Source organism: Rhodococcus sp. BUPNP1, from assembly GCF_002215235.1.
In the GTDB taxonomy this organism is placed as follows: domain Bacteria; phylum Actinomycetota; class Actinomycetes; order Mycobacteriales; family Mycobacteriaceae; genus Rhodococcus.
Window position 1 is genome coordinate 68,385 of sequence record NZ_NERM01000016.1, and the last position, 14,113, is coordinate 82,497.

At 65.8% G+C, this 14,113-nt stretch carries 13 protein-coding genes; 7 read left to right on the top strand and 6 right to left on the bottom strand.

The features are described 5' to 3' along the window. Positions 1-17 precede the first annotated feature (17 nt). Positions 18-950: a DNA-3-methyladenine glycosylase gene (locus B9C99_RS17135; RefSeq protein WP_226950092.1), complete on the bottom strand. Its 933-nt coding sequence runs from the start codon at positions 948-950 to the stop codon at positions 18-20. A 99-nt stretch (positions 951-1,049) separates the two neighbouring features. On the opposite strand from B9C99_RS17135, the gene B9C99_RS17140 reads away from it, so the two are divergent. Next, positions 1,050-1,568 (top strand): ribonuclease H, encoded by a 519-nt coding sequence (locus tag B9C99_RS17140; RefSeq protein ID WP_026061190.1) that lies wholly within the window; start codon positions 1,050-1,052, stop codon positions 1,566-1,568. A gap of 1 nt (position 1,569) precedes the next feature. Here the strand turns inward: B9C99_RS17140 and B9C99_RS17145 are convergent, their stop codons facing one another. The 4 genes from B9C99_RS17145 to B9C99_RS17160 form a co-directional block, all read right to left on the bottom strand. Continuing rightward, entirely contained in the window at positions 1,570-2,325 is a 756-nt protein-coding gene (locus tag B9C99_RS17145) for an ABC transporter ATP-binding protein (RefSeq protein ID WP_024102168.1), read from the bottom strand. Continuing rightward, on the bottom strand, positions 2,322-3,422 hold the full coding sequence (locus B9C99_RS17150; RefSeq protein WP_085470121.1) for an iron chelate uptake ABC transporter family permease subunit: 1,101 nt from the start codon (positions 3,420-3,422) through the stop codon (positions 2,322-2,324). The genes B9C99_RS17145 and B9C99_RS17150 overlap by 4 nt, the downstream gene beginning before the upstream one ends. After that, positions 3,415-4,395, bottom strand: a complete 981-nt coding sequence (locus B9C99_RS17155; protein ID WP_085470122.1) for an ABC transporter permease — start codon at positions 4,393-4,395, stop codon at positions 3,415-3,417. The genes B9C99_RS17150 and B9C99_RS17155 overlap by 8 nt, the downstream gene beginning before the upstream one ends. 107 nt (positions 4,396-4,502) lie before the next feature. Beyond that, positions 4,503-5,507 carry a siderophore ABC transporter substrate-binding protein gene (locus B9C99_RS17160; protein ID WP_024102165.1) on the bottom strand — a complete coding sequence of 335 codons (1,005 nt, stop codon included), beginning with the start codon at positions 5,505-5,507 and terminating at the stop codon, positions 4,503-4,505. A 173-nt stretch (positions 5,508-5,680) separates the two neighbouring features. On the opposite strand from B9C99_RS17160, the gene B9C99_RS17165 reads away from it, so the two are divergent. After that, positions 5,681-6,559: an amidohydrolase family protein gene (locus B9C99_RS17165; protein WP_088898683.1), complete on the top strand. Its 879-nt coding sequence runs from the start codon at positions 5,681-5,683 to the stop codon at positions 6,557-6,559. A 16-nt stretch (positions 6,560-6,575) separates the two neighbouring features. Here B9C99_RS17165 and B9C99_RS17170 read toward each other — a convergent pair whose 3' ends face one another. After that, a complete protein-coding gene (locus tag B9C99_RS17170; RefSeq protein ID WP_088898708.1) occupies positions 6,576-8,240 on the bottom strand; it encodes a class I adenylate-forming enzyme family protein in 1,665 nt (554 codons plus the stop codon). A 275-nt stretch (positions 8,241-8,515) separates the two neighbouring features. Between B9C99_RS17170 and B9C99_RS17175 the strand changes: the two genes are divergently transcribed. The 5 genes from B9C99_RS17175 (at position 8,516) to B9C99_RS17195 (ending at position 14,048) form a co-directional block, all read left to right on the top strand. Next, entirely contained in the window at positions 8,516-9,913 is a 1,398-nt protein-coding gene (locus B9C99_RS17175; protein WP_172414989.1) for an ABC transporter substrate-binding protein, read from the top strand. Positions 9,914-9,978: 65 nt separating this feature from the next. After that, positions 9,979-12,249, top strand: coding sequence for an ABC transporter permease (locus B9C99_RS17180; protein WP_085470126.1), 2,271 nt, complete (start codon positions 9,979-9,981; stop codon positions 12,247-12,249). Further along, a complete protein-coding gene (locus B9C99_RS17185; RefSeq protein ID WP_088898684.1) occupies positions 12,242-12,985 on the top strand; it encodes an ABC transporter ATP-binding protein in 744 nt (247 codons plus the stop codon). Before B9C99_RS17180 ends, B9C99_RS17185 begins: the two co-directional genes overlap by 8 nt. Continuing rightward, positions 12,982-13,686: an ABC transporter ATP-binding protein gene (locus tag B9C99_RS17190; protein WP_088898685.1), complete on the top strand. Its 705-nt coding sequence runs from the start codon at positions 12,982-12,984 to the stop codon at positions 13,684-13,686. Before B9C99_RS17185 ends, B9C99_RS17190 begins: the two co-directional genes overlap by 4 nt. After that, a complete protein-coding gene (locus tag B9C99_RS17195) occupies positions 13,683-14,048 on the top strand; it encodes a hypothetical protein (protein ID WP_088898686.1) in 366 nt (121 codons plus the stop codon). Before B9C99_RS17190 ends, B9C99_RS17195 begins: the two co-directional genes overlap by 4 nt. The last annotated feature ends 65 nt before the right edge of the window (positions 14,049-14,113 follow it).

A 14,113-nucleotide genomic window follows, 5' to 3' on the forward strand; every position in this document is an offset into this window, starting at 1 on the left:
GCCGGATCGAGACCCCGTCACCGCCGACGATGGTCGGTGATCGGGGTGCGAGGCCCGCGCTTCGGAACCCGCGCGTACCCACCGGACTCCACGATCAATCGAACGGCCCGATAACGTTGCGGGCGTAGCGGTTCGAGATATTCGATCATGCCGGGGTCGTCGAGGGGACGGCCGAGCAGTGCCCATCCGACGACCTTCGCGAGGTGGTAGTCGCCGACGGAGAGCGCATCGGTGTCGCCGAACGCGCGCTGGGCGACCTCCGCGGCCGTCCACACGCCCACTCCCGGAACGACCCGCAGCTTCCGCCGGGCGTCGGCGGACGGTTCGTGGACGAGACGTTCGAGCGAGTCGGCGACCTGCGCGCACCGCACCACGGTGCGTGCGCGGCCGGGGTCGACGTTCGCCCGGTGGAACTCCCAGGACGGTACGGTCCGCCAGGTCTCCGCGGAGGGCGGCACGCGCATGCCCTCCGGGGCCGGGCCGGGCGCCGGATCGCCGAACCACGTGACGAGACGACGCCAGGACGCGAACGCCGCCACCCCGTGCACCCGCTGTTCCAGGACGGCCGGCACCAGGGATTCGAGCACCCGGCCCGTGCGGGTGATGCGCAGGGCGGGCATGCGTCGGTGCGCCTCGACGAGCAGGGGATGCTCGGGTACGAAGCCGGACGGGTCGTCGTCGGCGCCGAGCAGCGCCGGAAGCTGATCGCCCAGCTCGGATGCGCCCGGGCCCCACGCCAGGCACCGCGCACCGTGCGGGCCGTCCTGGGTGAGCCGATACGTCACGGCACCGGTGTCCATGCGGGAGGTGCGCCAGACGGCGCCTGCGACGACGCGATGACACGGATCCCACGGCCCGCGCTGCAGCGGGCGCAGGGTGCGCACAACATCGACGGGCCACGGCACGCGCACGCGGGTGTCGAGAGGTGCTTCGTCCGCCACGCTCGCGATGCGACGGCCTCGCTCGTCGGACACGGTCACCGTCCTACCGTACTCCGGGCGCTGGAGCCGACTTTCGTGGTGTCGGAGGGTGCGGCTATGGTCGGGCGCATGATCATCGTGAGCACCGACGGATCCTGCCTTCGCAATCCCGGTGGCGCCATCGGGTGGGCGTGGGTCAATCACGAGGGGCCCAGCGCGTCGGGCGGTGAGCGTTCGGGCACGAACCAGATCGCCGAGCTCCGGGCGGTGCTCGAGGCGCTGCGGGCGCATCCCGGCGCCGAGCCGATGATCATCGAATCCGATTCGCAGTACGCGATCAAGTGCGCCTCCGAATGGCTGCCCGGATGGAAGCGCAAGGGCTGGAAGACGGCCACCGGCGCGCCGGTGAAGAACCTCGAACTTGTGCGCGCCATCGACCGCGAGCTCACCGACCGCACCGGTCCGGTGCGGTTCCGCTGGGTGCGCGGGCACGTCGGCAACCACTTCAACGAGATGGCCGACACGCTCGCCGGCCAGGCCGCCCGCGAGATCGCGGCGAAGCCCGGACCAATCGAGGTGCCCAGCACGCCCGTGGTCGCGCACAAGCCGCCGAAGCGCGCCGACGACGCCGAACTGACCTTGTTCTGAGTCAGTAGTAGACGGCGAGGCGGCCGTTGGGTCCTTCGACGCACGTCACCGGAGTATCGAAGACGCGCGTCAAGGTCTCGTCCACCAAGATCTCTTCCGGGGTTCCGAACTCGACGACCTTGCCGTCCTTCATCGCGCAGATCCGGTCCGCGTAGTGGCCTGCGAAATTGATGTCGTGCAGCACGATGACGACCGTGCGCCCCAATTCGACGGCCACCTTGTGAAGATGCTTCATCATCTGGACCGAATGCTTCATGTCCAGGTTGTTCAGCGGTTCGTCCAGGAGGATGTAGTCGGTGTCCTGGCACAGCACCATGGCCACATAGGCTCGCTGGCGTTGTCCTCCGGACAGTTGGTCCAGGTAGCGGTGTTCGAGGTCGGTGAGGTCGAAGAACTCGATGGCGTTGCTGATGGCCTCCTCGTCCTTGCGGGTGAGTCGGCCCTTCGAGTGCGGGTATCGGCCGAACCCGACGAGTTGCCGCACCGTCAGGCGGGTGACGAAGTGGTTCTCCTGGCGGAGGATCGAGACGATCTTCGCGAGGTCCTTCGAGGCAGTGCTCGACACGTCGTAGCCGGCGATCTCGATGGTGCCGGCGTCGGCCCCGAGCAAGCGGCCCACGATGGTCAGCATCGTCGACTTGCCCGCACCGTTCGGTCCGACCAGGGCCGTGATGCCGCCTGCGGGAATGGTCAGATCGATCTCACCGATCGTGACCGTCTTGCTGTATTCCTTACGGAGACCCTTGATCTCGATCACAGCCTGCCCTTCCGAAGGATCACGTAGAGGAAGGCCGTGCCGCCGACGGCCTCGATGATGATGGACACGGCACCCTCTGCGTAGAAGATGTTCTTCAGAACGAAGTAGGCGCCCCCGAGGATGACGAACCCGGTCAGGATCGCCACCGGGAACACGAAGCGGTGATCGTGTGTGGTCGCGAACTGGTAGGCCAACGTCGCGACGAGGAAGCCGAGGAACGTCAGCGGGCCGACGAGCGCGGTGGTGGTGGCCATGAGGACCGACACGAGAAACAGTACGAGCATGATCTCTCGGCGGTGGTCCAGGCCGAGATTCGTGGTGACGTCCTTGCCCAGCGCAATGATGTTGAGTCTGCGGGAACGCCACCACAGTGTTCCTGCCGCCCCGATACAGAGCGGGATCGCCAGCGGTAGGTAGGAGGCATCCGCATTGGAGACCGACCCGAACAGCTTGGCGGTGAGGATGTCGAACTCGCTGGGGGTGAGCATGCGCTGCATGAAGGTCGCCACGGATCCGAGACCGCCACCCAGGACGATGCCGACGAGGAGCATCACCTGCATGTTCCCGTACTTGCCGGAGAGCAGCCATCCGTAGAGCATCAGCGAGAAGCCGACCATCAATACGACCATGAGTGCGAACTGCGGCACCCCCGTGAGCGCCGTGACTCCGACCGCGCCCAGGAAGAAGACGGCGGCGGTCTGGATCGCGACGTAGAGGGCCTCGAATCCCATGATCGACGGGGTGATGATGCGGTTGTTCGTCGCAGATTGGAACGAGACCGTCGCAACGGCCTGGCAGACGACGACGATCGCGATCACGACCAGGTTGGTCGCGCGCATCTGCGTGATCCGCCAGAAGCCTGCGGTCCCGAAGGGCATCGGATTGTCCCAGGTCACGATGCCCACGGCGATGACGACCGAGAGGAGCGTGAGAGTCCCCACGAGAATCCAGTAGCGGCGTAGCTGTCGCGCGGTCGCGAATGCGCCGGAGCCTGTGCGCTCGGCCCTTGTTGCCGTCGCGGCGGTCGGCGGAGCTGTGGGGATCGATGCCGTGGGGATCGATTCTGCCGGGGAGATCGACTCGGTGATGTCAGACATTGCGGCGACTCCGCAGAAGCATGGCGATGAAGACGACGGAGCCGATGACGCCGAGGATGAGTGATACCGGGATCTCGAACGGCATGATGATCGTCCGGCCGATCAGGTCGCAGACGGTCACGATGGCGATACCGAGCAGGCAGACCCAGGGGAGATTGCTGCGCAGATCGTCGCCGCGGAACATCGACACGATGTTGGGGACGATGAGCCCGAGGAAGGGAAGCGAACCGACCACGACGGTGACCACTCCGGTGGCAATCGCGATGAGGCCGGTTCCCAGCAGGATGATGCGGTTGTAGTTCAGGCCGACGTTGGTCGCGACGTCCTCACCGAGACCGGCGACGGTGAATCGGTCGGCGGCGATGAACACCAGGACCGCGACGACCGCGACGATCCAGAGAACCTCGTACTGGCCCTTGATGATCGACGTGAAACTCCCCGCGAACCAGATGCCCAGGCTCTGGAGTTTGTCGGTGGCGAGAGCGATGTAGGTGGTGATGGAGCCGACGACGGCGCCCAGCATGATGCCGACGATGGGCACGATCAGCGACGAGGACAGTTGCACTCGCCGGAGGAACAGGAAGAAGATCATCGTTCCGATGAAGGCCGCCACGACGGCGCCGATCATTCTGGGCAGAAGACCTGCGGTCGGGACGACGATCATCATGATCAGCAACCCCAATCCTGCCCACTCCGTCGTGCCGGTGGTCGTCGGTTCGACGAAGCGGTTCTGGGTGAGCAACTGCATGACGAGTCCGGACATCGCCATCGCAGCCCCGGCCAGCACCAGGGCGATCGTGCGAGGGACGCGGGTGATGTTGAACATCTCCCAGCCGAAGTCACCGCCGAAGATGTCGAACACCCCGGTGAACAGTGAGGCGATCAGCAGGGCGCCGACGCCGAGGAAACCCAGCAGCAGTTTCCGGTCGAAAAGTCTTTCCCGCGTTCGGGACGGTAGGGCTTGGGTCGTCATTTCGGCATCTCTGCTCCGGAAGCACGTCGGCCGTGGACCCGGCTCGCGGCCGAGTCCACGGCGGTCGACGCTGTGAATTCAGTACTTCGTTGCGCTCTGCGCGGAGGTCACTTGTTCTCTGCGGTCTGCGCGTTCTTCTCGAGCAGGTCCGCCAGGGAGTTGAAGAACTCCGTGTAGGTCTGGATGCTCTCGTTGGTGTAGGTGTCGGCGGGCAGGTAGATGATGTTGCCCTCCTGGACTGCCTTCACGTTCTGCAGTGCCTGCGAGTCGTTGATGACCGTGGTCGCCGGCACGTAGTCGGGGCCGCCACCGGTCGAGGTACCCGCGTCACGGTCCATGACGATGATCAGGCCCGGGTTGGATGCGGCGATAGCTTCGACGGAGATGTCATCACCCTGGTGGTTGTCGGTGCCTTCGGGAACCTCGAGAGCCGGGGTGAGGCCGAAGATGTCGAACATGGGGCCGATGGTGCGCCCGGTGCTCGGGGCGACGTAACCGATCTCGCCGCCGGAGACGATCAGACCCATCACCGACTGATCCGGAGAGTATGCGGCCTGGACGCGGGCAATCGACGCGTCCAACGCGTCGTTGAGTTCCTGTGCCTCCGCTTCCTTGGCGAAGATCTCACCGAGGACAGTGGTGCCGCGCTTGAGTTCCTCGGCGAAGTCCTCGCCGTCGCGCGGCGCGACCTCGACGATGGTGGCGTCCGGTGCGAGCTCCTCGAACTGCTCCCTGAACTGCGCGTAGCGCCCGCCGTTGATGATCAGATCCGGCTCGACCGCGACGACGGCTTCGAGATTGGGTTCACGATGCGATCCCAGATCGACGATGCTGTCGTCCTCGGTGTAGGAGATCGTCTTCGGCATCAGCGAGACCGCGCCTGCGGCGAGGGGAACGCCCCACGTATCGAGCGTCTCGAACGTGCCGTTGTCGGTGGCGACCACGGACTTGGGCGGCACGGTGACGGTCTGCGTACCGAAGTTGTCCTCGACCGTGACGGTGGCGGCGGCGGTGTCGGACGACTCGGTGGCCGGGTCGCTCGAGCATGCCGTCAGGGCGAGGGCAGCCAGGGTGCCGAGTACGGCACCTCGGTACAGGCGGGATGCGTTCATCGATGTTCCTTGGGTTCGATCACAGGGAATGGATAAGGCATTTAGGACACCCTATGCGATGGTTAGCTTAACCTAACCTCGGGGAATGTCCGGTGCTGGGTCGGATGTCACCTGTGACCTGGTATTTTTCTGCCGGGTCCCCTCGGTCGGCGTCACTTCGGTACGGTCGCACCGTGAACGAAATCGAACAGGTAGCGCAGTTCCGGCGCCGTCACGGCGTCGACGACCTCATCGATGTTCACACCCACTTCATGCCCCGCCAGGTCATGGACAAGGTCTGGGCGTATTTCGACTCCGCAGGTCCGCTCGTCGGACGGCCCTGGCCGATCACCTACCGGCACGACGAGGAGGAACGCGTCGCGCGTCTCCGCGACTTCGGGGTGCACAGGTTCACCGCCATGCTGTACCCGCACAAGCCGGAGATGGCGGCGTGGCTCAACTCGTGGGCCGCCGACTTCGCGGCCCGGACCCCCGACTGCCTCCACACCGCCACCTTCTATCCGGAGGCCGAGGCGAAGAAGTACGTCGCGTCGGCGATCGAGGCGGGCGCGCGTGTGTTCAAATCCCACATCCAGGTCGGCGACTACTCGCCGCTCGACCCGCTCCTCGACGACGTGTGGGGCCTGCTCGAGGACTCGGGCGTGCCGATCGTCGTGCACTGCGGGTCGGGCCCGGCGCCCGGCACGTACACCGGTCCCGCCCCGATGCAGGAGCTCATGCGCCGGTACCCGCAGCTGACGGTGATCGTCGCGCACATGGGTCTGCCCGAGTACCGCGAGTTCCTCGACCTCGCCGAGCAATACGAGCGGGTGTATCTCGACACGACTATGGCGTTCACCGATTTCGTCGAGGAGGACACACCCTTCCCGGAAGATCAGCTTCCGCGTCTGGACGCATTACGACGGAAGATCTTGCTCGGCACGGATTTTCCGAACATCCCGTACAGCTACCTCCATCAGCTCGAGGTGCTCGAACGCGTCGCGCCCGACAGCGAGTGGATCCGCGCGGTGTGCCGCGAGAATGCCACGTCGCTGTTCGGGCTGGACGGGTGACCGGTGTGCTCGCCGATCAGACGGTGATCGAGCGTCGGATGATCTTGCCGGTCGCGTTGCGGGGGAGTAGATCCCGCGTGATCCGCCAAACTGTGGGCACCTTGTAGTAGGCCAGTCGCTCGGCGCAGAAGGCTCGCAACTCGTCCTCGGTGATCGCGCTGCCGGGTCGCAGCACGACGACGGCCGCGACCTCCTGCCCCAGATCCTCGTGGTCCACGCCGATCACGGCGCTCTCGACGACGTCGGGGTGCTCGTCGAGGCGCTGTTCGATCTCCGTGGGATAGACGTTCTCGCCGCCGCGCAGGATGAGATCGGATCGCCGGCCCGTGAGCCGCAGGCGGCCGTTCTCGAGCGTTCCGTAGTCGCCGGTACGTAGCCATCCGTCCGAGGTGACAGCCGCGTCCGTCGCAGCCGGGTCCTCCCAGTACCCGAGCATCACATAGGGACTGCGGACGCAGATCTCGCCCTCGGTGCCGTCGGGAACCCGCTCACCGAACGGGTCGCGGATCTCCATGCTCACCGTGATGATGGGGGAGCCGAGCGTGCCCGGGAACGCCTCGATCTCCGGGGCCGTCGCCATGGCGATCGCAGTGCTGCACTCGGTCAGTCCGTAGCTGTCCACCAGGGCCTGCTGCGCAAAGGGGAACTTCGCCTGCAGACGCTTCTTGAACTCAAGGGAGGACGGTGCCGAGGCCAGCGCGAACGCGGTGAGCGAGCTGAGGTCGTACTTGTCGGTGTTCTCGTGCTCGAGCATGCGCGACGCCATCGTCGGCACCGCGCCCCAGTTGGTGACCCTCTCACGCTCGATGAGCGCGAAGACCTTGTCGACGTCGAACCCGCCTTCCGTCAGAACGGCGGCGCTTCCCGTCGCGAGGCGTGGCACCGCCAGGTTGTGCAGGCTTGCGATGTGGAACAACGGCGAGGTCAGGAGGTACCGGTTGTCGTTGGGCACCGAGTCGTCGTAGGAGCGCCGCTGCATCGCGGCCACCAGAGCATCGGAGTACCGGTGGTAGTCGACGACGGCGAGCACGTTGCGGTGGGAGTGCAACGCCCCCTTGGGACGTCCACTGGTGCCGCTCGTGAACAGGATGACCGCGGGATCGTCCTCCTCCACGTCGGCCGACGGCAGTTCGGTGCCGGACGCGGCGGCCACGATCCGAGGCACGTCGTGTTCGGTGGTGAGCAGTTCGAAGCCGGAGACCTCTGCTCCGGCCAGCAGATCGGCGCGCTTGGCGTCGGCGACGATCACCTTGGGTCGCACCATGTTCACGCCGTAGGCGATTTCGGACGGCGTCCACCAGGAGTTCAGCCCCACGGCGATTGCGCCCAGGCATTGGGCGGCCCAGAAGGTGATGATCCATTCGGGTGAGTTGGCCGCAAGGATCGCGACCCGGTCGCCCTTCTCCACGCCGTGCTCGTCGCGCAGGGCGGTCGCCAGGGCAGCTACAGCGTCGGCGTGCTCGGTGAACGACAGGCGGCGATCGGCCGTCACGAGGTAGTCGCGGTCGCCCCATTTCCGGGACGCGGCGACGAGGTCGCCGATGCGCCGGTCGCGGTTGCGCATGACCTGCATCCGGTTTCCGCGCACGTCCTCTTCGACGATTTCGAAGCAGCCACCGGGGCCGGTGAGCTGGGAAACGACCTGCTGAAGCATCTGCTGCAGATCGGCTTGTGCTGTCAAGGATTCGCCTTTCTCGGCCCGCACGTTCGTCGTCGCGCAGCGCGTACACGGAAGGATCGGAGAACTGTTGCTGGTGACGTGGAGCATCACACCCTAAACCCTGTGTCGACTGTCACAAATCGGTCCCGGTGAGTGGGAGTGGCGCAGGTCTCACTCGGCCGGGTGGCTACCTTCGCGACACCCGGCCCACCGTCCGGCGCCCCCCGGATCGCGCTTCGGCCCGGACCGAGACCAAGGAGTCCATCGTCGTGAAACTCAGTGCTGCCTCGAAATCGATGGCGGGTCTGTTCGCCATCGTAGTGGCGACGTCCGCTTGTGCGTCGGATCGCGGCGCCGACTCGTCGGCGGGCGCCCTCGCTCCGGCGGCAGCCGCCGGAACTGGAGCGTCCCTGTCGGTCGAGGAGTCGTTCGGAACCCTTTCGTCTCCATGCGGGCCGGGCGAAGCGGCAGGAAGTACCGACCAAGGAGTGTCCGATTCCGAGATCCGGATCGGTTACGGCGACGACCGGGGCTATTCGAAGAGCCCCGGACTCAACAAGGAGATCGGTGACGCCGTCTCCGCCATGATCGATTGGTGCAACGCCCAGGGTGGCATCAACGGCCGCACGATCGTCGGTACCCACTACGACGCTGCGATGACGCAGGCCAACGCCGTCATGCAGAATGCATGTGCGAGCGAGTTCATGATGGTCGGTCACGGCTTCGCCATGGACCAGACCTCGGAGCAGACCCGGGTCGCGTGCAACCTCGCCGCTGTCCCCGCCTTCACCGTGTCCCCCGACGCGGCCAACGGCCCGATGACCTACCAGGGCGTCCCGTTCCCGGTCGACTATGCGAACGGTTCGCAGTGGTTCCAGATCGCCGAGATGTACCCGGACCTGCTCGGCGAGTTCGACGTCATCGACAGCACGATGCCCACGATCATCTCGGCCAGCACCAAGATCCGGTCCGTCGCCGAGGCAGCCGGTTTCACGCTGAAGAACTGCGGTGTCACGCTCAACTACGAGGGCGAGTCGAGTTACGCGCCCTTCGCCGAGAAGTTCAAGCAGTGCGGCGTCAAGGGCCTGTGGACCTCCCGTTCTCCGGTGCCGGCCGAATTCAACTTCGTGAAGGCGCTCGACCAGGCCGGCATCGACCCGATCCTGCTCGGTGAGGCCACCTGGTACGGCAATGCCGCTCAGGCATGGAACGGTGAGAACGGTCTGCTCGACAACCTCCACGCCGGCATGACCTTCCAGATGATCGAGAACGCCGATGCTGTGCCGGCCGTGAAGAAGTACGTCGAGCTCGTCACCGAGCAGGACGGCAAGACCGCGCTGCTCGGCATGCAGGCCACTTCTTCGTTCCTGTTGTGGGCTACCGCTGCGGACGCCTGCGGATCGGACCTGTCCCGGCAGTGCGTCATCGACGAATTGTCCCGGATCCACGAGTGGGACGGCGGTGGTCTGCACGCGGTCACCGACCCCGGGAACAACATGCCCGCGACCTGCGGGCTCGTCGTGAAACTCGAAGGCGCCGAATACACCCAGGCGTTCCCCGCGGAGGCGGGCACCTTCGAGTGCGACGACCGCTATCGCGTCGCGACCGATCCGAGTACGTGGGGCACCGAACTCGGACCCGACCGCATCGCGACGAAATATCTGAACCCCAACGTCATCAGACCGACCGTCTGATCCGAGCGCCCGGTGCCGGCGAGGCGTGACACGCGCTCGCCGGCACCCCGACCAGAGGTACTCGTATGGACACCTTTCTGACCTTCACGATCGTGGGGTTGGTGCTCGGATCGGTTTACGCGATCGCTGCATCGGGCCTCGTTCTCACCTACAACACGTCCGGCATCTTCAACTTCGCGCACGGCGCGCAGGCGATGCTCGGTGCGTTCGCCTACTGGCAACTGCGTTACGGCTGGGGCCTGCCCACGCCCATCGCGCTGCTTCTCGTGCTGGGCGTCCTCGGTCCGATGATGGGCCTGCTGCTCTACGTCGTGATCATGCGCGGGATGCGTGACACCGCCGAGGTCACCAAGATCGTCGTCACGGTGTCGATCCTGCTCGGCATGGTCTCGGTGTCGCACTGGTTCTGGCATCCCGAGACTGCACGCACCATGACGATGTTCTTCGGCGACCAGGCGAGGATCGAGCTCTTCGGTGTCACCATCCGCTACCACGAACTGATCTGCCTCGCCGCCGCGGTACTCATCGCCGTCGGACTACGAATCATGTTCGTGCGCACCCGCGTCGGAGTGGCGATGCGAGGTGTGGTCGACGATCCCGATCTGCTGCGCCTGAACGGGCACGACCCCGACCGGCTCGCCGCACTGTCCTGGATGATGGGCTCGACTCTCGCGGTCCTGGCGGGTGTTCTCGTGACACCGATCAACGGTGGCACCCTCGAAGCGAACATGCTGACCTTGCTCGTCATCGACGCGTTCGCGGCGGCGATGTTCGGCCGGCTGCGCAGCATTCCGCGTACCTTCGCCGGTGCGCTGTTCCTCGGCCTGGCAGCCACATACGTGCTCGCCTACTTCCCGACCGCGTGGACATGGACGTCGAATCTGCGAGTGTCCCTGCCGATGATCGCGCTGTTCGTGGTTCTCGTCGTACTGCCGCAGGATCGGTTGCGCGGTGCCGTCACCCGGACCCGGGAGCGCTACCACGTGCCGTCGGTGCGCAAGGCGATCGCCTGGGCGGTCGCGCTCGTCGTCATCGTCTATGCCATCCGCCTGCTCATGGTGACGTCGGCGGTCACGACCCTCACGATCGGCATGACCTTCGCGATCATCGCGTTGTCGCTGACCCTGCTGACCGGATACGCGGGCGAGATGAACCTCGCGCCGGTATCCTTCGGTGCCATCGCGACGATCGTGGCGTTCCACTTCGGTATCTCCGGGAGCGGACTGGCCGCCCACCTGAACCTGTGGGGCGTGGCGCTCGGCGTCGCCGTCACGGCCGTGATCGGCGGGCTCATCGCGCTGCCGGCCCTGCGGTTGCGCGGCCTCTATCTCGCCCTGGCCACGATGGCGTTCGGTGTGTTCCTGTCGAACATGGTGCTGCGCGACACGACCCAGCACGAGCTGTTCGGCATCAGGTTCTCGCTGTTCACCGATGGCAACATCGCGATCCCGCCATTGAAGGTCGGCCCTCTCGACCTGCGGAACGAGACGACCTTCCTCATGACGGTGACGGTGATCTTCGCCGTTCTCGGCGTAGGCATCATCGCCCTGCGCAACAGCGGCTACGGGCGCCGGCTCGCCGCGATGAAGGACAGCCCCGCCGCGGCGGCAATGCTCGGCCAGAGCCTGGTGCGCCTCAAACTCGGCGTCTTCACCCTGTCGGCGGGCATCGCCGGCCTGGGCGGACTGTTCATGTCGAGTGCGATGGGCTCGGTGTCGAACGAGAGCTTCTCGATCATGGTGAGTCTGTCGCTGCTGATGCTCACCGTCGTGGCCGGTATCGGTTACGTCTCCGGTGCGCTGTTCGGCGGTCTGCTGTCGGGTGTCGGTTTCGCCGTCATTATGGTCTCGTTCTCCAATCTCTCCGCGGGACAACCGGAACTGGCCGGTTTGTGGACCTTCCTCGGTCACGTCGCCGCAGTGAGTCCCGCTCTCATCGGTATCGGCGTCGCGGCGAACCCGAGCGGCAGCGTCCACCAGATGGTGGAAGGCTACCGTCACCTGAAGAACGCGAAGCCCGTGCTGGTCGGCGGAGCTGCGGTGGTCCTCGCGTCGTACCTGCTCGCGCTCGTCGGCGTGCTCGACAACTGGTGGTTCGCGTCGATCACCATCGCCACGGTGTTCATGCTGCCGGTGATGGGGCAGTGGCTGATGCCCGAGGCGGTGCTCGGCGCGGAGGAAGCGCAACGTCGCGCGCCGCTGGTTCCCGAGCGGGTCGGAATCGACGAGCCCTACACCGAGCAGGCGCGGGACGAGATCGATCGCGAGCTCGGCATCGACGAACTTCTGGCCGCACGTGCCACCGGATCGGAGAAGGAACTGATTCCTCATGGTTGAGGCACCCATTCTGGAAACGCGCGGTATCACAGTCCGATTCGGCGGTCACGTCGCGGTCAAGGACGTGAGCATCGGAATCGAACCGGGAACGGTGACGGGCCTGATCGGACCCAACGGGGCCGGGAAGACGACGCTGTTCAACACGATCACCGGCCTGCAACGGCCGACGGCCGGCACGGTCTTCCTCGACGGTCGTGACATCACCTCACTGCCGCCCTACAAACGGGCCCGCAGGGGCATGGCCCGCACGTTCCAGCGTCTCGAATTGTTCGTGTCGCTGTCCGTGCGCGACAACCTCCGAGTGGCGGGAGACATCCACAACGCCAACGAGCACAACAAGATCTACGTGGACGAGGAGGTCGACAGGCTCCTCGAACTGACCGGACTGGCCGACATCGCGAGCACCGACGTCTCCGACGTACCCACCGGACGTGCCCGCGTCGTGGAGGTCGCCCGCGCGTTGATGACCTCTCCGCGCGTGCTGCTGCTCGACGAGCCCGCGTCCGGGCAGACCGAGCAGGAAACCGAGGCCTTCGCCGCGCTGCTCGGCGACCTGGCGAAGGACGGCCTCGCGATCTGCCTCGTCGAACACGACATTCCGCTCGTGATGAAGATCTGCTCGCGGATCCACGTGCTCGACTACGGTGCGGTGCTGGCAAGCGGTGTTCCGGACGAGATCAAGAACGATCCGGCAGTGATCAACGCCTACATCGGCACCGAGGAGGAAGCGGTATGAGCGTCGAACCGTTGCTCGAACTGTCGGGTGTCCGGGCCGGATACGGCGCGATCGAGGTGCTGCGCAGCGTGGACCTCGTACTCGAACCGGGCGCGGTGGTCGCCCTGCTCGGGCCGAACGGCGGAGGTAAGACGACGACCCTGCGCGTGTGCTCGGGGATCCACCCGATCTCGTCGGGTGAGTTCCGGTTGGCCGGCCGGGTCGTCAACGGTGTGTCCGCAGCGGAACTCGCGCGTCTGGGGGTGTGCTCGATTCCCGAGGGGCGCGGCATCTTCCCCAACCTCACCGTGCGCGAGAACCTGTGGATCGGAACCGGCACCGGTGTTTCGCTCGCAGACCTCGAAGAGGTGGCGTACACGCGATTCCCGGTTCTCGGTGAGCGCCGGTCGCAGCTGGCCGGTTCGATGTCCGGCGGCGAACAGCAGATGCTTGCGCTGTCGCGGGCACTCGGTACCCATCCCACGGTGCTCCTGCTCGACGAACTGTCGATGGGCCTGGCACCGCGCATCGTCTCCCAGATCTACGAGATCGTCGGCGAGCTCGCCGCCGAGGGTGTGTCGATCCTCGTAGCCGAACAGTTCGCGCGAGCGGTACTCCCGATCGCCACCAGCGCCGCGCTGATGTTGCAGGGCCGGGTGGTGCGCACAGGCGATCCGGCGGAGATCGAAGAAGAACTTTCCACCACCTATCTAGGAGGATGACCATGACCGTACTCGTCGACGAGCGACGTGAACAGTTCAAGAAGGATGTCGCAGCGCTGGGTCTCGACGCTCCCCGTTCGGATTCGGGGGGGAGAGCCCGACTCGTCGGTCTGGCCCTGATGGTGATCGGCGCCGTCGCGGTCTTCGTCGTCTACATTGCGTCGCTCACTCTCTCCGACACCCGCGATCTCCTGTCCTATCAGTTGCTCGCCCTCGGCTTCGTGGCCGTCACCCTGGTCGGTGTGGCGGTCTATCTCGCCGCCGCGGTCACCCGTGTCCTGCGTCTGTGGCTGGTCAGGCAGTTGCTCGAGAGCAGCACGCAGGCCGAGCGGATCGCACAGGCGCTCGCACGCAACGACTGATCGCACATACGCCGAACGCGGCGACGGCCCATCCCGAAAGGGGGTGGGCCGTCGCGTCTTTCGAA